Origin of the sequence: Glaesserella sp. (assembly GCF_041814905.1) — a bacterium.
Lineage (GTDB): Bacteria > Pseudomonadota > Gammaproteobacteria > Enterobacterales > Pasteurellaceae > Glaesserella.
Window position 1 is genome coordinate 17842 of sequence record NZ_JBGXYA010000002.1, and the last position, 21449, is coordinate 39290.

At 43.0% G+C, this 21449-nt stretch carries 20 protein-coding genes; 9 read left to right on the forward strand and 11 right to left on the reverse strand.

Annotated elements, in window-relative coordinates:
• Positions 1–86: 86 nt before the first annotated feature.
• Together trxA and ACEYJ7_RS00170 are read right to left on the reverse strand one after the other, a co-directional pair.
• Positions 87–401 (reverse strand): thioredoxin, encoded by a 315-nt coding sequence (gene trxA / locus ACEYJ7_RS00165; RefSeq protein WP_373777015.1) that lies wholly within the window; start codon positions 399–401, stop codon positions 87–89.
• 122 nt (positions 402–523) lie between these two features.
• Positions 524–1828 (reverse strand): nucleobase:cation symporter-2 family protein, encoded by a 1305-nt coding sequence (locus ACEYJ7_RS00170; protein WP_373777016.1) that lies wholly within the window; start codon positions 1826–1828, stop codon positions 524–526.
• Positions 1829–2044: 216 nt separating this feature from the next.
• Between ACEYJ7_RS00170 and ACEYJ7_RS00175 the strand changes: the two genes are divergently transcribed.
• The 7 genes from ACEYJ7_RS00175 (at position 2045) to ACEYJ7_RS00205 (ending at position 9705) form a co-directional block, all read left to right on the forward strand.
• Positions 2045–3085, forward strand: a complete 1041-nt coding sequence (locus ACEYJ7_RS00175; RefSeq protein WP_373777017.1) for an MBL fold metallo-hydrolase — start codon at positions 2045–2047, stop codon at positions 3083–3085.
• A 94-nt stretch (positions 3086–3179) separates the two neighbouring features.
• Positions 3180–4412, forward strand: coding sequence for an FtsH protease activity modulator HflK (gene hflK, locus ACEYJ7_RS00180; protein ID WP_373777018.1), 1233 nt, complete (start codon positions 3180–3182; stop codon positions 4410–4412).
• A 2-nt stretch (positions 4413–4414) separates the two neighbouring features.
• Positions 4415–5302, forward strand: a complete 888-nt coding sequence (hflC, locus tag ACEYJ7_RS00185; protein WP_373777019.1) for a protease modulator HflC — start codon at positions 4415–4417, stop codon at positions 5300–5302.
• A gap of 141 nt (positions 5303–5443) precedes the next feature.
• Positions 5444–6742 carry an adenylosuccinate synthase gene (locus tag ACEYJ7_RS00190; protein ID WP_373777020.1) on the forward strand — a complete coding sequence of 433 codons (1299 nt, stop codon included), beginning with the start codon at positions 5444–5446 and terminating at the stop codon, positions 6740–6742.
• 155 nt (positions 6743–6897) lie between these two features.
• The gene (gene fabB, locus ACEYJ7_RS00195) at positions 6898–8115 is read left to right on the forward strand and encodes a beta-ketoacyl-ACP synthase I (protein ID WP_373777021.1); all 1218 of its coding nucleotides are present in this window, start codon (positions 6898–6900) and stop codon (positions 8113–8115) included.
• Between the two features lie 76 nt (positions 8116–8191).
• Positions 8192–8563, forward strand: a complete 372-nt coding sequence (locus ACEYJ7_RS00200) for a cytochrome b562 (RefSeq protein ID WP_373777022.1) — start codon at positions 8192–8194, stop codon at positions 8561–8563.
• Positions 8564–8652: 89 nt separating this feature from the next.
• Positions 8653–9705 (forward strand): AI-2E family transporter, encoded by a 1053-nt coding sequence (locus tag ACEYJ7_RS00205; protein WP_373777023.1) that lies wholly within the window; start codon positions 8653–8655, stop codon positions 9703–9705.
• 35 nt (positions 9706–9740) lie between these two features.
• Here the strand turns inward: ACEYJ7_RS00205 and htpX are convergent, their stop codons facing one another.
• Together htpX and dinB are read right to left on the reverse strand one after the other, a co-directional pair.
• Positions 9741–10592: a protease HtpX gene (htpX, locus tag ACEYJ7_RS00210; protein ID WP_373777024.1), complete on the reverse strand. Its 852-nt coding sequence runs from the start codon at positions 10590–10592 to the stop codon at positions 9741–9743.
• Between the two features lie 185 nt (positions 10593–10777).
• Positions 10778–11848, reverse strand: a complete 1071-nt coding sequence (dinB, locus tag ACEYJ7_RS00215) for a DNA polymerase IV (RefSeq protein ID WP_373777025.1) — start codon at positions 11846–11848, stop codon at positions 10778–10780.
• A gap of 119 nt (positions 11849–11967) precedes the next feature.
• Here dinB and ACEYJ7_RS00220 point away from each other — a divergent pair, with 119 nt between their 5' ends.
• Positions 11968–12879 carry a lysine exporter LysO family protein gene (locus tag ACEYJ7_RS00220; RefSeq protein ID WP_373777026.1) on the forward strand — a complete coding sequence of 304 codons (912 nt, stop codon included), beginning with the start codon at positions 11968–11970 and terminating at the stop codon, positions 12877–12879.
• Between the two features lie 50 nt (positions 12880–12929).
• Here the strand turns inward: ACEYJ7_RS00220 and ACEYJ7_RS00225 are convergent, their stop codons facing one another.
• The 4 genes from ACEYJ7_RS00225 to ACEYJ7_RS00240 form a co-directional block, all read right to left on the reverse strand.
• Entirely contained in the window at positions 12930–13832 is a 903-nt protein-coding gene (locus ACEYJ7_RS00225) for an inorganic triphosphatase (RefSeq protein ID WP_373777027.1), read from the reverse strand.
• A gap of 285 nt (positions 13833–14117) precedes the next feature.
• Complete coding sequence (gene uvrD, locus ACEYJ7_RS00230) at positions 14118–16304, reverse strand: DNA helicase II (RefSeq protein WP_373777028.1); 2187 nt, start codon at positions 16302–16304, stop codon at positions 14118–14120.
• 140 nt (positions 16305–16444) lie between these two features.
• Positions 16445–18088, reverse strand: coding sequence for a chaperonin GroEL (gene groL / locus ACEYJ7_RS00235; RefSeq protein ID WP_373777029.1), 1644 nt, complete (start codon positions 18086–18088; stop codon positions 16445–16447).
• A gap of 25 nt (positions 18089–18113) precedes the next feature.
• The gene (locus tag ACEYJ7_RS00240; protein ID WP_373777030.1) at positions 18114–18401 is read right to left on the reverse strand and encodes a co-chaperone GroES; all 288 of its coding nucleotides are present in this window, start codon (positions 18399–18401) and stop codon (positions 18114–18116) included.
• Positions 18402–18606: 205 nt separating this feature from the next.
• On the opposite strand from ACEYJ7_RS00240, the gene ACEYJ7_RS00245 reads away from it, so the two are divergent.
• Positions 18607–19140 (forward strand): GNAT family N-acetyltransferase, encoded by a 534-nt coding sequence (locus ACEYJ7_RS00245; protein WP_373777031.1) that lies wholly within the window; start codon positions 18607–18609, stop codon positions 19138–19140.
• Between the two features lie 53 nt (positions 19141–19193).
• Here ACEYJ7_RS00245 and srmB read toward each other — a convergent pair whose 3' ends face one another.
• The 3 genes from srmB to ACEYJ7_RS00260 are packed head-to-tail and all read right to left on the reverse strand — an operon-like array spanning position 19194 to position 21384.
• A complete protein-coding gene (gene srmB / locus ACEYJ7_RS00250) occupies positions 19194–20522 on the reverse strand; it encodes an ATP-dependent RNA helicase SrmB (RefSeq protein WP_373777032.1) in 1329 nt (442 codons plus the stop codon).
• Positions 20523–20530: 8 nt separating this feature from the next.
• Complete coding sequence (gene rimI / locus ACEYJ7_RS00255; RefSeq protein ID WP_373777033.1) at positions 20531–20968, reverse strand: ribosomal protein S18-alanine N-acetyltransferase; 438 nt, start codon at positions 20966–20968, stop codon at positions 20531–20533.
• A complete protein-coding gene (locus tag ACEYJ7_RS00260; RefSeq protein WP_373777034.1) occupies positions 20965–21384 on the reverse strand; it encodes a DNA polymerase III subunit psi in 420 nt (139 codons plus the stop codon). Before ACEYJ7_RS00260 ends, rimI begins: the two co-directional genes overlap by 4 nt.
• Between the last annotated feature and the right edge of the window lie 65 nt (positions 21385–21449).

Below are 21449 nucleotides of genomic sequence, written 5' to 3' on the forward strand. Positions count from 1 at the left end.
TCTTCAAAACAGACCGCTTGTCATACCGGTAAAAAAAGCGCGAAAGATGATCTCTTTTGCGCTTTTTCAATATCGTCAAGTTATGATTAAGCTAAGTTTTCTAAAAATGCCGCTAAGTTTTGTGCGCCGACTTGTTGTGCAACGACTTCGCCGTTTTTGATGATCGCTAAGAACGGAATGCTGCGAACGCCGAATTGTGCCGGAACTTGTTGGTTCTCATCCACATTCATTTTGACGATTTTTGCTTTATCGCCGACTTGTGCCGCTAAGTCATCTAAAACCGGACCGATTGCACGACAAGGACCGCACCATGGCGCCCAAAAGTCTAATAATACCGGCACATCCGATTTTAATACGTCTTGTTCAAATGTTGCATCAGTGGTGTGAATAACAGTGCTCATAATAATTCTCCAATTAATATAAATAAGGTAAAAAAGAAACGCCTCACACCGGAGGCGCTAAGATAATTCACAATATAGTGATTATTTCCGTCTTTTCAAGTAGGAATTAAAAATCGTTGTAATTAGTTTTCTGATTGTTTTTCATTATCTTCCGGCAAAATTAAGTTTAACACTAATGCCAGTAATGAACCGACGGTAATTCCCGAACCAAAAATTTCTTTAAAGAACGCAGGAAGTTTATCTAACAGCTCAGGACGGGTTGTCACCGCTAAACCGCAGCCGATAGAAATGGCGATGATCAAGCCGTTGCGTTTGCTGCGTGCAACTTTATCCAACATTTGGATACCAGCCGCGATAATCATCGCAAACATCATTAAACCCGCACCGCCAAGTACCGGCATTGGAATCGAAACAATTAATGCACCGAAAATCGGGAAAATACCGGCAAGCACTAATAGGATTCCCATAATGGTCACAACATAGCGGCTGGCTACGCCGGTTAAAGAAATTACTCCGATATTTTGTGAGAAAGACGAGAACGGAGTAGTGGACATGATTGCCGCTAATGCAGAGCCTAAACCGTCACATAACACGCCTCCGCGTAAATGTTTGCCGGTAATTTCTGTTCTGGTTGCGTTACCGAGAGCAAGGAAGTTGCCGCTGGACTCTACAATCGTGACCAGATAGGCAATACTCATACCAATAATGCCGGAAATCGGGAATGCTAAGCCAAAATGTAACGGTTGAGGAACGGCAACGATATCTGCATTTTTTACACTGTCGAAATTGATCCAACCTAATACGAGAGCAACAACATAGCCGATCATAATTCCGATAACGATAGCCGCTGCCGAGAAAATGCCTTTACCCCATTGCACTAAACCGACAACAATAATTAATACGAAAGTTGCCATTGCAAGGTTTGACGGATCGGCATAATGGGCATCACCGCGTTGACCGCCGGCGAACCAGTCTACAGCGACAGGTACAAGGCTAAGACCAATCATCATAACAACCACACCGGTAACAATCGGTGGAAACAGTTTGCGCACATAAGGCATAAAGAAGCTACCGATAATCATCACTAACGAGCCGACGAGTGAGGCACCTAGAATTCCAGCCACACCATGTTCAAAACCGATAGCAATTGCAGCTGCAACAAAGGTGAAGCTCGTTCCCATTACACTGGGTAAACGTAAGCCGATAGGACCGATACCTTGGCATTGGATAATGGTCACTACACCTGAAATCAGTAATGCAGCATTAACCAGAACAATAGTATCTTCCGTCGGAAGTTTTAGAACACCGCCTAATACTAAGGGAACGGCGATAATACCGCCTAAGGCGGCAAGTAAATGTTGGGCTGCAAGTAACAGGCTTAAACCGAAAGGTGGCTTAGAATCAACAGGGTAGAGTAATTTTTGCATATAAAACCGAATTGAAATTAAGGAAAGTGAAAAAGAGCACGGATTATAAGGGATTTTTTGATTAACGCAAACGATTGCGTTTGGTGATTTTACAAATTTTATGGAATAGGACTTGAAAAGAATTAATCTGTTATCATATTGTTACACCTTACTTTTTTACTATGAATTTAATTTATGTTTTTTCTTTCTAAAAAATATTTTTTGATCCTTTTGATTATGTTGGGTAGTTTTACTTATTGGCTTTATCCTGACAATTACCCGATCTATCCGGAAAGTGATCATTATTCGGTACAACAGCAGACATTTTTTAACAAAGTGCCTGACAGTGAAATGGACAGCGCTAAATTACGTCGTGCATTGTGGGAAATGATTGTGGATGCGGAAAAATTTGCTCCGCCTTCTGAATTGCCTTCGGTTAAACCTGATTTTTCGGCATTTTTAGCACCAAGTGAAAAGGCTAAATTGATTTGGTTTGGACATAGTACCTTTCTTGCTAGGATTGGCTCTAAAACGGTATTTGTTGATCCTGTTTTTGCCGAATATGCTTCACCGATTCCGATAATGATGAAGCGTTTTCAAGCTCCGCCTTCAACCCTCGATGAATTGCCGCCGGTCGATGTGATCATTTATAGCCATAATCATTATGACCATTTGGATGAAGATGTTGTACGTTATTTTGCTTTGCAAAAAACTCGCTTTATCGTACCGCTTGGTATGGGGGTATTATTGCAAAAATGGGGAGTAAGTGCTGATCGTATTCAGGAATTAGATTGGTGGCAGTCTCTTAATCTTGGTGATTTTGAACTATTTGCCGTTCCGGCCAGACATAATACCGCTCGTGGCTTGTTTGATCGTAATAAAACCTTATGGACGGGTTATGTATTTAAAACTTCAACGGAACAAATTTATTATTCGGGCGATACTTCTTGGGGAGATGGCTCTCAATTTGAAGAGATTGCGGAGCGCTTTGGCGGCTTTGATCTCGCATTGATCGAAAACGGGCAATATAACTTGACTTGGATTGATAACCACTTAATGCCGAAACAAACGGCAGATGTCGCTAAGCGCGTTAATACGAAGCGTTTTATGCCGGTGCATTGGGGCGCTTATCCTTTAGCTCTTCATTCGTGGAATGAGCCGGTATTGCAAAGTGTGCCGTTGGTCGAACAATATGGAATTAAAGTCGTGAGTCCGTTATTAGGACAAGTCTTTGATAAAGAAAGCAATACCCGTTATTGGTGGCTTGAAGTCAAATAATTTTGATATTAACCTAGCCAAAACCTATGCAAATAGGTACAATCCAACGCTTGCATTTTGAATAATGTGAATTCATTTTTCTTTGGAGATAATTATGTCGTGGAACGAATCAGGCAATCAACAAGATCCTTGGGGTAGACCGGGGCAAAAGAAGCCTGAACAAGAACAGCAAGGTTCGGGACCGCAACCGGAACAAGATCCTAAAAACAAACAATCTAACCAACAACCACCTGATTTAGAAGAAGTTTTTAATAGTTTGCTGAAAAAAATGGGGGGCGGAAGCGGTAATGGAAAAAGCCCAAATAACGGTAGCTCCTCATTCTCTTCGCTAGGCAAATTTTTACCCGTGATTTTAGGTCTTGGTGCCATTGTTTGGGGAGTGTCCGGTTTCTATACGATTCAAGAGGCGGAACGTGGTGTGGTTACCCGTTTTGGTAAGCTACATAATATCGAATTACCGGGTTTAAACTGGAAACCTACTTTTATCGATCAAGTTACTCCGGTAAATATTGAACGTGTTTTGGAACTTAAAACTAACGGTTCAATGCTTACTCAAGACGAAAATATGGTCTTGGTTGAGATGACGGTTCAATATCGTGTTGAAGATCCGGCTAAATATCTCTTTAGTGTGAGTAACCCGGATGATAGCTTGAAACAGGCAACGGACAGTGCATTGCGTTACGTGATCGGTCATATGACAATGGATGATATTTTAACTACCGGTCGTGCCGTTGTTCGTGAAAGAACGTGGAGTACGTTACGCAATATTATTAAAACCTATGATATGGGGTTATTCGTCACTGACGTTAACTTCCAATATGCTCGTCCGCCGGAAGAGGTTAAAGCAGCATTTGACGATGCGATTAAAGCTCAAGAAGACGAACAGCGTTTAATCCGTGAAGCGGAAGCCTATGCGCGTGGTCAAGAACCGATTGCTCGTGGTCAGGCGCAACGTATTTTAGAACAAGCCAACGCTTATAAAGAGCAAGTTGTCTTGAATGCCCAAGGGGAAGTGGAGCGTTTCACTAAATTACTTCCTGAATATAAAGCGGCACCGGATGTGACTCGTGAGCGTTTATATATCCAATCAATGGAAAAAGTAATGAAAAATACGCCGAAGTTATTAATGGATGGTTCAAACGGCAATAATTTGGCTGTACTTCCGATTGATAAACTGATAGCAAAACCGGCTGAAAACGAAAGTGACTCGTCTTATGTTACTCCGCAGACCCCATACGTTCCGCCTGTTCAAACCGCACCGGTCCAACCACAAAGTATGCCGGTACAACAACAGCAATCGGAATCGGTACGTAAAGGGAGATTTTAATCATGCGTAGACTATTATTACCAATAATTGCAATTGCTGCGTTTGTCCTATACCAATCTGTGATTGTCGTGCAGGAAGGTCAGCGTGGCATTATGTTGCGCTTTAATAAAGTGCATCGTGATGCGGACAACCGTGTGGTTGTTTACGAGCCGGGTTTACATTTTAAAGTCCCGATGATTGACCAGTTACGCGTATTGGATGCTCGTATTCAAACACTTGATGGACAGGAAGATCGCTTCGTCACGGTCGAGAAAAAAGATTTGCTTGTAGACTCTTACGTAAAATGGCGTATCAGTAACTTTGGGCAGTTCTACACTTCAACCGGCGGTGACTATCAAAAAGCGGCCGATCTTTTGCGTCGTAAAGTTAACGACCGTTTACGTTCGGAAATCGGTTCACGTACCATTAAAGATATCGTTTCCGGTTCTCGCGGCGAACTGATGGCTGGAGCACAGAAAGCATTAAATGACGGTGAAGACGGCGCAGAGCGTTTAGGGATTGAAGTCGTGGATGTACGCGTTAAACAGATCAACTTACCGAATGAAGTTTCTTCTTCCATTTATCAACGTATGCAGGCGGAACGTGCTGCCGTTGCCCGTGAACATCGTTCACAAGGTGAAGAAAAAGCAGAATTTATTCGTGCCGAAGTCGATAAAAAAGTAATTCTGATTTTAGCCAATGCCAATAAAACTTCAGAAGAATTACGAGGTGAGGGGGACGCGCAAGCAGCTAAGATTTATGCGGATGCATTTAGCCAAGAACCTGAGTTTTATAGCTTTGTACGTAGTTTAAAAGCCTATGAAGAAAGTTTTGCAGAAGGCTCAAACAACATTATGTTATTGAAACCCGATAGCGAATTCTTCCGCTTTATGAAAGCTCCGACAAAATAACTGTATCCAAAAGACCCGAGTTTATCGGGTCTTTTTATGTGTTTAATCCACAATGCACTGACAAGCGGTCGTTTTTAGCCGATTTTTTGCAAAACGGTGGCAGAATATCATTAATTAACTTAACTCAAGAGGCATTTTATTATGGGTAAAAGTGTTGCTATCTTAGGCGCACAATGGGGCGACGAAGGTAAAGGAAAGATTGTTGATTTATTAACGGATCGCGTGAAATACGTGGTGCGTTATCAAGGCGGGCACAATGCTGGTCATACTCTTATCATCAATGGTGAAAAAACGGTGCTTCGTTTAATTCCATCGGGTATTTTACGCGATAATGTTGTATGTTTAATCGGTAACGGTGTGGTACTTTCGCCGATGGCATTAATGCAAGAAATGGGAGAGTTAGAATCCCGTGGGATTAATGTACGCGGGCGTTTAAAAATCTCCGAAGCTTGTCCGTTAATTTTACCTTATCACGTTGCGATGGATCATGCGCGTGAAGCGGCACTGGGTAAAAACAAAATCGGCACCACCGGTCGAGGTATCGGTCCGGCCTACGAAGATAAGGTTGCCCGTCGCGCATTACGTGTTGGTGATCTTTTTAACCGTGAATTATTTGCCGAAAAACTCAAAAACATTTTGGAATATTATAATTTCCAATTAGTTCACTACTACAAAGTCGAGCCGGTTGATTATCAAAAAACCTTAGATGATGTCTTTGCTGTTGCCGATATTATTACCGGTATGGTTGCGGATGTGACTACGCTTATCCATAAAGCGCGCGAAAACGGTGACAATATCTTGTTTGAAGGGGCTCAAGGTACGATGCTGGATATCGACCACGGAACGTATCCGTTTGTGACCAGTTCAAACACTACCGCCGGTGGCGTTGCGACCGGTTCGGGCTTTGGTCCGCGTCATCTTGATTATGTATTAGGTATTATTAAAGCTTATTGTACTCGTGTCGGTTCAGGTCCGTTTACAACGGAATTATTTGATGAAATCGGTGCGGAAATTGCACGTAAAGGTAATGAATTCGGTGCAGTGACAGGTCGTCCTCGTCGTTGCGGCTGGTTTGATGCGGTGGCGGTTCGTCGTGCAATCCAAATTAACTCGATTTCAGGTTTTTGTATGACTAAATTGGATGTATTAGACGGTTTTGAAGAGTTAAAAATCTGTGTAGCATACAAAATGCCAAATGGTGAGATCGTAGAATATTCGCCATTAGCCGCCGCAGATTGGGAAGGTGTTGAGCCGATTTATGAAATGCTTCCGGGTTGGACGGAAAATACTTTCCGAGTGACTCAAATAGAAGATTTACCGCAAAATGCACTAAATTACATTAAACGTATTGAGGAAGTACTGGGAGTTCCGGTCGATATTCTTTCAACGGGACCGGACCGTGTGGAAACAATGATTTTACGCGATCCGTTTGCGGCGTAATGAAGAAAATTCCTCCTTTTTTCAGGGGGAATTCTTTTATTGCGCATTCTTCAGATCTGACCACTTGCGGGCATTAATCGGTTCTGCCCGAGGGTGAAATCGGGTAAAATAAATAGGTTTTTTTAATCTAAACAACAAATTCAAGAGGAAAAAGAATGAAAAGAGTGGTAATCACCGGTTTAGGTATCGTTTCAAGTATCGGCAACAACAAAGAAGAAGTATTAGCCTCATTACGTGAAGGTAAATCGGGTATTGAATTTGTACCAAGCTTTGCGGAAGCGGGTATGCGTAGCCAAGTGGCAGGTACCGTAAAATTAGATCCGTCAGAGTTAATTGATCGTAAGATTTTTCGTTTTATGGGCGATGCAGCGGCTTATGCCTATCTTTCCATGAAAGAAGCGGTTGAAGACTCAGGTTTAACCGAAGAGCAAGTTTCTAATGAGCGTACCGGTTTAGTGATCGGTGCGGGTACCGGTTCTGCCCGTTGGCAAGTTGCGGCTTGCGACGCAGCTCGTGGTTCGCGCGGTGTGAAAGCTATCGGTCCTTATGCGGTAACTAAAACGATGGCATCGAGCGTATCCGCTTGTTTGGCGACACCATTTAAAATCCATGGTGTGAACTACAGTATCAGTTCCGCTTGTGCAACTTCTGCACACTGTATCGGACACGCAATGGAGTTAATCCAATTAGGTAAACAAGATGTTGTTTTTGCCGGTGGTGCGGAAGAATTATGTTGGGAAGGCGCGGCGCAATTTGATGCAATGGGTGCCGTTTCCAGTAAATATAATGAAACACCGACCAAAGCTTCTCGAGCTTATGATGCGAACCGTGACGGTTTCGTGATCTCAGGCGGTGGTGCTGTTGTTGTGGTTGAAGAATTAGAACACGCTCTTGCGCGCGGTGCGAAAATTTATGCTGAAATCGTCGGTTACGGTGCAACCTCAGACGGTTACGATATGGTTGCGCCAAGCGGTGAAGGTGCGGAGCGCTGCATGAAGCAAGCAATGGCAACGGTAAACGGTGAAATCGAGTATATCAATGTACACGGAACTTCAACTCCGGTGGGGGATGTCAAAGAACTTGGTGCGATTCGCAATGTGTTTGCAGGTCAATCTCCGGCAATTTCTTCAACCAAATCAATGACCGGTCACTCTTTAGGTGCAGCGGGTGCTCATGAAGCGATTTACTCATTATTGATGTTACACAATAACTTTATCGCACCGAGTATTAATATCGAAACTTTAGACGAACAAGCTGAGGGCATGAACATCGTGACAGAACGTCAAGACAAGGAGTTAACGACCGTAATGTCAAATAGTTTCGGTTTTGGTGGTACCAACGCTTGTTTGGTATTCCAAAAATATAAAGGTTAATCAAAAGATTGATTATCTGCTTAAATTTGCTATAAAGACGTGGGATTTTCCCCACGTTTTTTATTAGGAGTGATTTATGAAATTATTAAAACAGTATTTTGCAGTATTATGTGTGGCGTTTTCCACAGTGGCGGTTGCTAATGTTTCCGGCGATATGTTCCAGATGAATCGAGAAGTCAATCAGTTATTAAAAGCAGATTCGGTAGAAGCTTTTCAGCAAAGTGCGGATAAATTTTTGACGGCGGCAAAAAAAGCGCAAGAAACCATGCCGAAAAGCTTAGACGGCGATCAAACCCGTTTTGCCGGTTATCAGAAAGGAATGCAGGAAGTGATTGATGTGGTCACGGAAGCAAAGTCGTTAGCAGAGCAAGGAAAGCTTGAAGAAGCGAAAACTACGGCAACAAAATTGAATCAGCTCAAAAAAACCTATCACGCAGAATATAAATAACCTGAAACAAGCGGTCTTTTTTGCGCAATTTTTTGCAAATTATGTGATGAAAATGACCGCTTGTATCCATAAGTTTTTAGAGAAATCCTATGCAAGAAAGCTCCTCCCTTACCCGAATTTTAGTTGCTACCGCAGCAATTATCGTTATTTTAGCCGGCATAAAACTGTCTGCCGAAATTGTGGTGCCTTTTTTATTAGCCTTATTTATTGCGATTATTTGTTCACCGATTGTGAAGTTTATGACGGATCGTAAAGTACCGCTTTGGCTGGCAATTACCTTATTATTTGTTCTGTTTTTGGTGATTTCCGTTTTTCTCGCCGGATTAATCAATAGCACCGTGAGAGAATTCACTGTTTCCATTCCACAATATAAAACGTTACTCATAGAAAGAGTGAACACCCTTACGCAGCTGGCTACGGAGTGGAATCTTCCGATTACGATTTCCCGTGAAACGGTGTTAGAACATTTTGACCCAAGCTTGATTATGAATTTTGTGAGCCGTTTGTTGCTCAGTTTTTCCGGTGTCGTCACCAATATATTTGTGTTATTGCTCGTAGTTGTGTTTATGTTATTGGAAGCGCCTATGGCAAAACACCGCTTTGCAGTTGCTTTAAGCGGAAATAATGATGTTGCTTCAAAAGAAAGCCATATCAACAGAATCTTACAAGGGGTAATCAACTATTTGGGCGTCAAAACAGTCATTAGCTTATTGACCGGTTTTTGTATTTGGGCATTACTTGAATTTACCGGCGTACAATATGCAGTACTTTGGGGAACATTAGGTTTCTTACTTAACTATATTCCAAATATCGGTTCTATTATTGCGGCAGTTCCGATCATCGTACAAGCCTTGTTGCTTAACGGTTTTTCCGTCGGTTTAGGTGTTGCGGTAGGTGTTATCGCGATTAATATGGTTATCGGCAATATTATGGAGCCGCGTATGATGGGAAGATCCCTAGGGCTTTCTACCTTGGTCGTTTTCCTCTCTTTATTGTTTTGGGGATGGTTGCTAGGTACGGTCGGTATGCTACTTTCCGTTCCTCTGACCATGGCGTTAAAAATCGCCTTAGAGTCAAGCCCGAAAACGGTGCGTTACGCTGGCTTATTAGGTGATATATCGGAAGAGAAATTGGAAAAATAGATAAAAAATCAGGATGCAAAAGCATCCTGATTTTTTTACGGTAAATTTCTTAACGCTTCAATACGTTTTTCTAGCGGTGGGTGGCTCATAAAGAGCTCTTTGCGTTTACTATTAATCATAAAGGCATTTAAGGAACCTTCCATCTCTTGCGGTTCGTGTACTTTACGTAAACGCTCAAGCGCCGCAATCATTTTCTCTTTACCGACAAGGCTTGCAGAACCTGCATCGGCACGGAACTCGCGGTAACGTGAGAACCACATTGCGATAATGGTTGCTAAAATACCGAATAATACTTCAAGTACCATTGCAACTAAGAAATAGATTCCTGAGTTTTGGCTGCTATCACTATCGCTACGATTATTGGCAACGGCGCTGGCAATCATACGTGATAAGAAAATAACGAAAGTATTTAATACACCTTGTAATAACGTCATTGTTACCATATCGCCGTTCGCAATGTGTGCGACTTCGTGTGCAACAACTGCTTCCGCTTCATCTTGTGTCATGTTGTTGAGTAAGCCTGTACTCACAGCGACTAACGAATTACTTTTAGTGGCCCCTGTGGCAAACGCATTTACGTCCGCAGAATGATAAATAGCCACATCCGGCATCGGAATACCAGCTTGTGCAGATTGACGTTTTACGGTTTCAACTAACCAACGCTCTGCATTGTTGCGCGGTTCTTTAATAATTTCAGCACCGACAGAACGCAATGCCATTGTCTTGGATAAAAATAGGGAAATTAAAGAGCCGGCAAAACCGAAGAGTAGTGCCATAATCAGGATACCGCCGGTGCTGTTCCCCGCAATTCCTGTTACGCTTAAAATAATTCCCAACACAATCATCACAGCGAAGTTGGTTGCGAGGAAAAGAGCAATACGCATCATATAGATAATTCTCCAAAGTAAGTAGTTAAGCAAGTAAGAAATCAGTTTGTTTATTGTGGTATGACTGCAATAAAAAATAATTTATTTGTGACCGATACACCAACAATTCTATTATTTCCGGTCGGTTATTTACCGAGCGTTTAAAATAATGATGAATTTCATAAAATTCAAGACTATGACAAAAATTATTCCCATAAATTTAGTTGTTGTGTAACTTTTTGTTCGGGAACATGAACGTTTATTCCTAATAATCTGACTTTTCTACCGTTTCGCCGTTGCCAGATTTGGTGGAGCAATTCAATAAACCGTTGTTCGGTGAGTCCGTCAGTTGTCCGTTCCAGCGTGGTTTGAGTGAAATCGTCGAATTTTAATTTTACTCCCAATTTTTTAAAATCCACCGGTGATTTATCACCCCAGTGACGCTGAATACGGTAAATCAGCTGATGAAATTGTTCATGTAATATCTTTTCAGCCTCCCTGAGCTGCTCAATATCTTTCAATAAAGTATTTTCCACGGCAATGGATTTCCGAGGTCGATTCACTTCAACGTTACGTGGATCAATCCCGTGGCTGAAGTTCCATAAACGTTGCCCGAATTTTCCGAACTGCTGATAAATGACTTGTTGTTCGGACTGTTGAATATCTCTACAGGTATGCAAACCGAGTTGTGCTAACTTTTCTTCAGTGACTTTGCCGACACCGGGAATTTTTTTAAGCGGTAATTTGGATACAAAATCGGTAATTTCTTCGGGGCGGATCACAAATTGCCCGTTTGGTTTGTTTTGATCTGAGGCGATCTTCGCCAAAAATTTCAACGGGGCAATACCGGCGGAGGCGGTAAGTTTTAGCTCATCCCAAATGGCTTGGCGAATTTCACTTGCGATCCAAGTAGCGGAACCGCTACATTGAGTACAATCGGTCACGTCCAGATAAGCTTCATCTAGCGAAAGCGGCTCGATAATTTCGGTATAACGTCTAAAAATGTGGTGGATCTGTTTAGATACTTCTCGGTACAGCACCATGTTAACTGGCAGTAATATTAAATGAGGGCAGAGTTTCAACGCTTGTGCCGTCGCCATTGCACTGCGTAGCCCGAATTTACGCGCTTCATAATTGCAGGTAGTCAAGACTCCGCGTTGCTTTACATTACTGCCGACGGCAACCGGTTTACCTGCCAAACTTGGGTTTTCACGCATTTCCACCGCAGCGTAGAAGCAATCCATATCGATGTGAATGATTTTTCGTTGAGGATCCATAATTTGCAAAATATTGTGTAAAAATGACCGCTTGTAGTATAACAAATAACTGTATATAAAAACAGTTTTGTTTTGTCGGATAAGCGTTAGAATGCTTCTCTCAAAAATAAGGAGAAAAAATGATTTACGGCTTAATGATCGCCTTTGTGCCACTTTTTTTGGGCTACTTGTTTCGTATTTCGAACCAAATTCTATTGCAGTGGGTAAACCGAATTACCATGTATTGCCTCTATCTGATTTTATTGATTATGGGGATTTCCCTCGGGCAATTAGACGAACTGACTACCAAATTACCGCAAATTGGTGCTATTGCTTTCGGGCTTACCGCTATCTTACACGGCTGTAATATTATCGCCCTCGTTGTCTTTGATAAACTCTATCCGATGGCTCGTAGCACTCATCGCTTGGAAGATTTACCTTCCCGTTGGAAAGTATTATCGGAATCCTTACAGCTCTGTTTAACGGTACTCGTTGGGGCGTTATTCGGTTTTTTTACCAAGGGAATCATTGATTTTCCATTACATTCCAGCACTTATGTCTTGGTCTTGATGATTTTTTGTGTCGGCATCCAATTAAGAAACAGCGGAATTCCGCTTAAAGAAGTCTTTTTAAACAAACGTGGTATTTTTACCTCATTAGTATTTATGGGAAGTGGCTTGATTGGAGGTGTGATTGCCTCTTATTTGCTGGATTTGCCGTTAATTCGAGCTTTAGCATTGGCATCAGGTTTTGGTTGGTATTCTCTTTCCAGTGTGTTGGTGAACGATGCTTGGGGAGCAGTTTACGGCAGTATTGCCTTTTTTAACGATTTATCACGGGAGATTTTCTGCCTGTTTGCGATTCCATTCTTTATGCGGTTTTTTCCGTCGACGGCAGTTGGATTGGGTGGAGCGACATCTCTTGATGCTACCTTGCCGATTATCCAAAAAACGGGCGGAATCCAAATAGTGCCGCTCGCAATCAGTTTTGGCTTTATTGTGAATTTGGTTGTACCAATTTTATTGGCATTTTTTATCGGACTTGACAAATAACAAAGTGACGCTGTGAAAACGGTTCTGCAGTTTTCACAGCGTAGGAGAGATTATTTGATGTTTTCCCGGCAAATTCGCTCAAGGGAATTCAGGTTGTATTTAAAATACTCGGCACTGGCTAAAAAATGTTGTACGGTTCGCCAATTTTCTTTGCCCGTGTCATACTTAAAATGTAATTGTTGGTTGTATCGTTGATGAATTTCTAAGAATTTACCCAGCAATTGCGGATGGTAATCCAATCGACGCAGATAATCGGCAATATATTGTTCAATTTGATAGAGGCAGATAAACGGGCGTTCAATAATATCGGCCTGTAGTAACTGCTCAACATCTTTCGATGCTTTTTCGGCGTCATTCAGTAAATAACCGCGTTCGACTTTGCTTAATGCGCTGAAATATATTCCGTCGATTATCGGCATTGTTCTGAGCAGCTGAATAAGCTCGATCGGGTTTCCTTCGATTAATTCCAGCGCTAATTCACAGATATTTTCTTTGATCAATGAGTTGGTTATATCGCCTTGATCCAGGCAGATTTCGATTTGTGCCAAATCTTGCACCACAAGCCATCTTTCTCGAATGAAGTCTGTTTTAAACAAAAGATGGAGTGAAGATTGCAGGCTATTCGGATCTGCCTGAAACGGTAGCCCTTCCGCGGCGGCTAATCGTTGGAGATCCGGTGTTTCGTTCGGAAGTTCGACACTGTATTCGGGGCGAATATGCAATCCGCCTATCGTTTTACCGCCGGTTTTTAGTGTCATTTCAAACCGTTGGGCTTTTTTTCTGACGCGTAACCCAATGTCATTTAAGGCAAAAAAGCGTTCCGCATTATCATAGTAGCTGTTTTCCAGCGGTTGTTTTTCATACCCAAAAGTAGGTAATTGTGCTAACCAAGTCCTAATCGTTGGAATGATTGACTCGGCAAGTGTCAATTTGAGTTCGATTTCATGTTTCATGGCTTATTCTCCGATTGTTTTGCTTTCTGCCGTAATCGGAATTTATTGCGATACGACAGATTTCAGCGTATTCAATATTCATCCATTCGCATAAGATATCGAGCAAGTAGAGCTAAAAAATCTCTTGTGATTGAATACGCCGGAAAACGCAAAACCCCTACCTCCGATTGTTGAATGATCGAAAGTAACGACAGGGTAGCGATGTTCGCTGACAGTCCGTTATTCGCCTCTATATTCTACTATGTTGCCGAATTCGGAACAACGTCGTAAATTGAATTCATCAATCTAGACCTTTTCCAATTTGGCAATTTTGGCGATCAACCATTTGATCCCTTGTTGAACGAAGGCAATTTGCAGACGGGTTTGATCGCCGCTGCCTTCGACGTTGATAATAGTCCCTTGTCCGAATTTTTCATGGCGGACTTTTTGCCCCATTTTCCATGCGGCTTCGGTTTGCGGTGCGCTACAAGCGGTCGGATTCGTGCGGAAATTTGCAAATTGTGCCGGGCGGTTAATGGTACCGCGTAAACGTACTTCACGAATATGTTGCTCGGGTAATTCGGCAATAAAACGTGAAGGCAAATGGCGCTCTTCTTTACCGTATAAGCGACGGCTTTCCGCATAGCTGATGGTCAGCTTCTTTTTGGCGCGCGTGATGCCGACGTAAGCCAAACGGCGTTCTTCCTGCAAACGACCTTCTTCAAAGCTCATGCCGCTTGGGAACAGCCCTTCTTCCACACCGACAATGAAAACACGGGGAAATTCCAATCCTTTTGCCGAATGTAACGTCATTAATTCCACATAATCTTGATGCGGGGAAGCTTGGGTTTCGCCCGCTTCCAGTGAGGCATGGGTTAAAAAGGCGCTGAGATCACTCATTTCCTCGGCTTCATCCGGTTTGACAAATTGGCGGGTTGCCGTCACCAATTCTTCCAAGTTCTCGATTCGCACTTCGCCCTTTTCCCCTTTTTCCTGTTTGTACATGTCATAGAGCCCCGATTTTTTGATGACGTAATCGGTTTGCTCAAACAACGGCATTTGTTCGGTTTCTTGTTCAAGGGCATTGATTAATTCCACGAAGCGGAGCAATGCGGAGGCAGCCCGTCCGGACAGCTGTTCTTCCTGTACGGCAACCTGAATCGCTTGCCATAAAGTGATTTGACGGGTACGGGTTAATTGACGCAACGTATCTAAAGTGCGATCACCGATACCGCGCGGCGGTGTGTTGATGACCCGTTCAAATGCCGCATCATCTTGGCGGTTAGCGATTAAACGCAGATATGCTAAAGCGTCTTTAATCTCTTGGCGTTCAAAAAAGCGCATACCGCCATAAATACGGTAGGGAATATTAGCTTGAATTAACGCCTCTTCAATCACACGGGATTGACTGTTGCTCCGATAAAGCACGGCGCATTGATTTAACTCGCCTTCATCTTCTTTCCACTGTTTGATTTGTGATGCAACAAAACGGGCTTCGTCCAATTCGTTAAAGGCGCAGTAAATGTCGACGGGTTCGCCGTCACCGCTGTCAGTCCACAGATTTTTGCCTAAACGATCGTCATTATTGGCTATCAATGCGTTAGCGGCATTTAAGATATTGCCGGTCGAACGGTAATTTTGTTCAAGTCGAATCGTTTCCGCATTCGGGTAGTCGTTTAAAAAGCGTTGAATATTTTCGACTTGCGCTCCCCGCCAACCGTAGATGGATTGATCATCATCTCCGACAATCATCACCTTGCTTTTATCGCCGGCAAGCAAGCGAATCAAATCATATTGAATGTTGTTGGTATCTTGGAATTCATCAATCAAAATGTGCTGAAAACGTTGTTGGTAACGCTGCAAAATCAGTGGCTTGTTTTTAAATAACTCATAACAACGAATCAGTAATTCGGCAAAATCCAGCAACCCGGCACGGTCACAGGCATCTTGATAAATTTGATAAATCTGCACCAATTTTTGAGTGTTTTGATCGCCATGGTGTTCAATATCCTTGGCGCGTGAGCCTTTATCTTTTTGGGCATTGATAAACCAGCTGACCTGCTTGGGCGGGAAATGTTTTTCGTCGATATTATGTAACTTCAGTAATCGTTTGATTAAGCGTTGCTGATCTTCGGTATCCATAATTTGGAAATCCTGCGGCAGATTGGCATCCAGATAATGGGCTCTGAGCAAACGGTTGGCAATGCTGTGAAACGTCCCGACCCACATACCGAACAGGCGGTGATGACCGGTTTGGGAAAGGGTATATTCGATGCGGTGACGCATTTCTGCCGCGGCTTTGTTGGTAAAGGTGACGGCTAAAATATTGGATTCAGGCACATTTTCAACACCGATTAACCACGCGATACGGTGTGTGAGTACGCGGGTTTTACCGCTACCGGCTCCGGCAAGGACTAAATAGTTGCCGACAGGTGCGGCAACGGCTTCGCGTTGTTTATCGTTTAAGCCATCGAGCAATAAGGAAAAATCCATTCTTACGCCTCTTTATGTGAATTTATACAGTGATTTGCGTTATTATAGCTTACAAGCGGTCGGTTTTGGCAGATTTTTTGCAAATAAAAATGCCATCGAATAACCGATGGCATTTTTCAAAGTTTAAGGTTTAGGCAAAATTACATCATTCCGCCCATGCCCCCCATACCGCCCATTCCGGCGCCTAAGTCAGCTTTTTCTTCTTTCGGCAGGTCTGTGACCATACATTCAGTCGTAATCATTAAACCTGCGATAGATGCCGCAAATTGTAATGCAGAACGGGTTACTTTAGTTGGGTCTAAAATACCCATTTCTAACATATCGCCGTATTGTTCGGTTGCGGCATTATAACCGTAGTTACCGTTACCGTCTTTTACGTTGCGAGCAACAACAGATGCTTCTTCACCTGCGTTTGTCACGATTTGGCGAAGCGGTGCTTCCATTGCACGAAGTGCTAAACGGATACCCACGTTTTGTTCTTCGTTATCACCTTTCACTACATCAGCCACTTTGCTTGCCGCACGCACTAATGCCACGCCACCGCCGGCAACAATACCTTCTTCCACAGCCGCACGGGTTGCGTGAAGCGCATCATCTACACGGTCTTTTTTCTCTTTCATTTCAACTTCAGTTGCTGCACCGACTTTGATGACTGCAACACCGCCAGCTAATTTAGCCACACGTTCTTGGAGTTTCTCTTTGTCGTAGTCTGAGGTTGAATCTTCGATTTGTTGACGAATTTGTGCCACACGACCTTTGATCTGTGCTTCATCACCTACACCGTCAATGATGGTGGTGTTGTCTTTTGAAATCACCACACGTTTTGCTTGACCTAACTCTTCGATAGTCGCTTTTTCAAGTTCCATACCGATCTCTTCAGAGATGACCGTACCGGCAGTTAAAATCGCAATGTCTTGTAACATCGCTTTACGGCGATCGCCAAAGCCAGGTGCTTTCACTGCGGCTACTTTCACGATACCACGCATCGTGTTCACAACTAAAGTTGCTAATGCTTCGCCTTCAATATCTTCTGCGATAATTAATAACGGTTTACCCGCTTTTGCCACCGCTTCTAATACAGGCAGAATTTCACGGATATTTGAAATTTTCTTATCCACTAAAAGAATGTATGGATTTTCTAATTCTACTGTGCCGGCTTCCGGTTTATTGATGAAGTATGGTGATAAGTAGCCACGGTCGAATTGCATACCTTCAACCACATCTAATGCATCTTCTAAACCAGTGCCATCTTCAACAGTGATTACGCCTTCTTTGCCCACTTTTTCCATTGCTTGAGCAATTAATTTACCCACTGTACTGTCTGAGTTTGCAGAAATCGTACCGACTTGTTCAATCTCTTTTGATGTTTCACACGGTTTAGAGAGCGATTTTAACTCTTCAACAACTGCCGCTACTGCTTTGTCGATACCACGTTTTAAATCCATCGGGTTCATACCTGCGGCAACCGCTTTTAAGCCTTCATTTACGATAGCTTGAGCCAATACGGTTGCTGTAGTGGTACCGTCACCTGCCGCATCGTTGGCTTTAGAAGCGACTTCTTTAACCATTTGAGCGCCCATATTCTCGAATTTATCTTCTAATTCGATTTCACGAGCAACAGATACACCGTCTTTAGTGATCGTTGGTGCGCCAAAGGCTTTGTCTAATACCACGTTACGCCCTTTCGGACCTAAAGTCACTTTTACTGCATCTGCTAATACGTTTACGCCGTTTAACATTTTTACACGAGCGTCGTTACCAAATTTTACATCTTTTGCTGCCATTTTTATTTATCCTTTAATATCTCAATTATTCAACGATTGCCAAAATATTGTCTTCAGAAATAATTAACACGGTTTCACCGTCAATTTTTTCTTCTTTCACTCCGTATTCGTTAAAAATAACTACGTCACCCACCTTCACGTTTAACGGAAGTACGGTGCCATTATCTAAAGTACGACCATTGCCAACGGCAATCACAGTACCACGAGTAGATTTAGTTGCCGCAGAACCGGTTAAAACGATACCGCCGGCAGATTTAGTTTCGATTTCTTCACGTTTTAAAATTACTTTGTCGTGTAACGGACGAATTTTCATTGAATTACTCCTAAGATTGACATGAAATAAATGTGGTCGCTCGCGCGACCATAACGCGGTGCTATTTTGAGACGATGGATCGTAATTTCAAGGGGAAAAGTTAAAAATTTGCAAAAAATTTGCAGAAACAGACCGCTTGTCTCTTGAACTGCCTATCATTTCTTCGTAAATTTGTCGAAAGACGACCATATTCATGGAGAAAGTTATGCAAAAACTGCCCGCTATCATTGCAGTGACTTCGGACATTATGCTGGAAAAAATTGCGCTGCGGCACAGTCAAGCGCTGTTTGAACAAATCGTTCGTCATCGCGATTATTTGGCGCAATTTGTGAATTGGACGCCGTTTACACAGAAAATAGAGGATGCCGTCAACTTTGTGAAAGCCAGCGAACAGGATGCAGAACAGGGGATTTCTTATGTGTGGGCTATCTGTTATCGGAATAATCCGGTTGGCACATTGAGCCTGAATAAACCGATTGATTGGCAAAATCGAACGGTCTATTTAGGCTATTGGCTTTCGCCGGACGTACAAGGAAAAGGCATTGTGACTCAGAGCATCCAACGCGTGATGGAAGAAATACATCCGATTTTCGACCACTATTTTTTAAAATGCGCAGTTCATAATCAGCGCAGCAATGCTGTGGCAAAACGTTGCTGTTTTCAGCTTGTGGAACGGGTGGAAAACGCGGAAAAAATCGGCGATACATGGTATGCCCAGAATCTGTATCGTAAAGGATAATGAACAAGCGGTCCGAATTTGCAAAAAATTTGCAAAAACAGACCGCTTGTAGGTTATTCGGTTTCCGTTTTGTTACTCGTCGGTTTGCGGCGCTTACCAATGTTTTTACTGTCTTTATGGCGAACTTTAACTTTTTTCTTATCCGCATCTTTTTTATCTTCTTTTTTCTTCTTAATCCGAGCCTTTTCTTTTTTACTGATCGAAATGACTTCGCCGTCTTTTGGGGCTTTGGTGCGAGGCTCCAAGCCTTCCACTATACGGGCTTTTAACGGTTCTTCCGTGTAACGTTTGATTTTACCGAGCAGTTTATAATCGTGCGCTTCCACTAACGAAACTGCCGAGCCTTTTTTGCCCGCCCGTGCAGTACGTCCGATACGGTGCAGATAAGTATCGGCACTGTAGGGTAAATCGAAGTTAATTACAAAATCGATATCATCAATATCAATTCCACGAGCTGCAACATCGGTAGAAACCAACACGTTGACTACGCCTTCTTTTAAGCGGGTAATTGCTTGATTACGTTGGGTTTGCGCCATTTCACCTTCCAAATAGGTAGAACGAATACCGCGTTTACGTAAAATTTCGCTGAGTTCACGTACGGTTTCACGGCGACGGACGAACACAATCGCACGTTCAATATCAAATTCACTGATAAGGCGAGCCAATAATTTGGTTTTGTGATCAAGATTATCGGCGTGATAATACCACTGTTGAATTTTTTTACGTTCACGGCGACTTGGTTCCGCATCAACTTGCACCGGGTCATTAAGAACGCGTTCGGCAAAATCAACCAATAATTCACCTTCAAGCGTTGCGGAAAACAACCACGTATATTTACGCCATCGGGTTTCTGCTGCAATGGTTTCCGCATCTTGCCCGAATCCCATTTGCATCATTCTGTCGGCTTCGTCAAAAATCAGCACTTCAACCGAACGGCAATCAAAATTTTCTTCTTTGATATATTGCAGTAAACGTCCCGGCGTGGCGACAACCAGATCTTGATTGGTATTAAATACTTCACCGTGGTTTTGATAGGCAACACCGCCGGTGATGGTTGCGATTTTCAGATTGGTGAATCGGGCAATTTCTTCCGCTTGCTCTGCGACTTGCATCGCGAGTTCTCGGGTTGGCGTTAACACTAAAATGCGCGGCGGACCGGGCTTGCGACGCGGATGATCGAGCAAATGTTGGATGGCCGGCAGTAAAAATGCGGCAGTTTTGCCGGTGCCGGTCGGCGCCGAACCGAGTACGTCACGTCCTTCCAACGCAGCCGGAATCATTGCGGCTTGGATTGCGGTCGGGCGTTTGTAACCTTTTTTATCTAAGGCTTCAAGTAATTCCGGGTTAAGGTCAAATTCTTGAAAAGTTTGGAGTGTTGTCATAATTCTCTCTATAAATACAAAGCCATCACAACCGCGTTTTCGCACCCGCCGTTTGCGGTCGGGTAGTAGTTTTTGCGGATATCGACTTCATTAAAGCCTAAAGCATGGTATAAACCTTGGGCGGTGGTGTTGGATTGGCGGACTTCAAGCCAAAGGGTGAGAATGCCTTGTTGCTTGAGTTGCCCGATTAAACCTTGTAAAAGCCGTTTGCCGTAACCTTTGCCTTGGCATTGCGGTGCGACGGCGATATTAAATAACGTTGCTTCGTCTAATACCGTTTGGCAAATTGCGAAGGCAACAATTTGATTTTCAATGGATAATTTTAAATTAAGATAGCGATCGCCTTGGTTGTTTAATAAGGTTCCTTTCGACCACGGCACGCTATGCGCTTGTTGTTCAATCTCAAACAAACGTTCGAAATCATAAGCGGAAATCGGTTCTATCACTGACTATCCTCAAAATGTCGGCAAAAAGGTTGCATTTGTTGCCAAAGTCGGCGTTTTTGTTGCGGTTGGTGGATTTCCTGCCAAGAGGTTTGTGTCCAAGCGGTCTGTTTCGGGTATTTTTTTGCAAATTTTGCGGATTGTTCCTCCGCTTGAATCAGCCAGAAAATCGGTGAATGATCAAATGCAAGGCGCATTGTTTGTTCCAATGTCAGCCATTGATATTCATCACTTTTTAAATCTAATGCACGCAACACATCCTGAAAAAAGCCGCTTTGTTGTTGATTTTCTTCGCACACTACCACAAATTTAACCTGTTCGGAGAGGCGAATTTGTGCATCGCCCTTCAAAACCTGCGGTTTTATCAGTACCCACTGGGTAATATTCATTTCATTTAGCAGTAAATCGCGTCGATTCATCGGTTTTCCTCACAAAAAGTTGGGGAATGGTAGCAAAAATCGGTAGAATGGCGAAATTATTTCGT

Coding starts and splice junctions, on each gene's coding strand:
- trxA (WP_373777015.1), bottom strand. CDS start 401: ATGAGCACTGTTATTCACACCACTGATGCAACATTTGAACAAGACGTA.
- ACEYJ7_RS00170 (WP_373777016.1), bottom strand. CDS start 1,828: ATGCAAAAATTACTCTACCCTGTTGATTCTAAGCCACCTTTCGGTTTA.
- ACEYJ7_RS00175 (WP_373777017.1), top strand. CDS start 2,045: ATGTTGGGTAGTTTTACTTATTGGCTTTATCCTGACAATTACCCGATC.
- hflK (WP_373777018.1), top strand. CDS start 3,180: ATGTCGTGGAACGAATCAGGCAATCAACAAGATCCTTGGGGTAGACCG.
- hflC (WP_373777019.1), top strand. CDS start 4,415: ATGCGTAGACTATTATTACCAATAATTGCAATTGCTGCGTTTGTCCTA.
- ACEYJ7_RS00190 (WP_373777020.1), top strand. CDS start 5,444: ATGGGTAAAAGTGTTGCTATCTTAGGCGCACAATGGGGCGACGAAGGT.
- fabB (WP_373777021.1), top strand. CDS start 6,898: ATGAAAAGAGTGGTAATCACCGGTTTAGGTATCGTTTCAAGTATCGGC.
- ACEYJ7_RS00200 (WP_373777022.1), top strand. CDS start 8,192: ATGAAATTATTAAAACAGTATTTTGCAGTATTATGTGTGGCGTTTTCC.
- ACEYJ7_RS00205 (WP_373777023.1), top strand. CDS start 8,653: ATGCAAGAAAGCTCCTCCCTTACCCGAATTTTAGTTGCTACCGCAGCA.
- htpX (WP_373777024.1), bottom strand. CDS start 10,592: ATGATGCGTATTGCTCTTTTCCTCGCAACCAACTTCGCTGTGATGATT.
- dinB (WP_373777025.1), bottom strand. CDS start 11,848: ATGGATCCTCAACGAAAAATCATTCACATCGATATGGATTGCTTCTAC.
- ACEYJ7_RS00220 (WP_373777026.1), top strand. CDS start 11,968: ATGATTTACGGCTTAATGATCGCCTTTGTGCCACTTTTTTTGGGCTAC.
- ACEYJ7_RS00225 (WP_373777027.1), bottom strand. CDS start 13,832: ATGAAACATGAAATCGAACTCAAATTGACACTTGCCGAGTCAATCATT.
- uvrD (WP_373777028.1), bottom strand. CDS start 16,304: ATGGATTTTTCCTTATTGCTCGATGGCTTAAACGATAAACAACGCGAA.
- groL (WP_373777029.1), bottom strand. CDS start 18,088: ATGGCAGCAAAAGATGTAAAATTTGGTAACGACGCTCGTGTAAAAATG.
- ACEYJ7_RS00240 (WP_373777030.1), bottom strand. CDS start 18,401: ATGAAAATTCGTCCGTTACACGACAAAGTAATTTTAAAACGTGAAGAA.
- ACEYJ7_RS00245 (WP_373777031.1), top strand. CDS start 18,607: ATGCAAAAACTGCCCGCTATCATTGCAGTGACTTCGGACATTATGCTG.
- srmB (WP_373777032.1), bottom strand. CDS start 20,522: ATGACAACACTCCAAACTTTTCAAGAATTTGACCTTAACCCGGAATTA.
- ACEYJ7_RS00260 (WP_373777034.1), bottom strand. CDS start 21,384: ATGAATCGACGCGATTTACTGCTAAATGAAATGAATATTACCCAGTGG.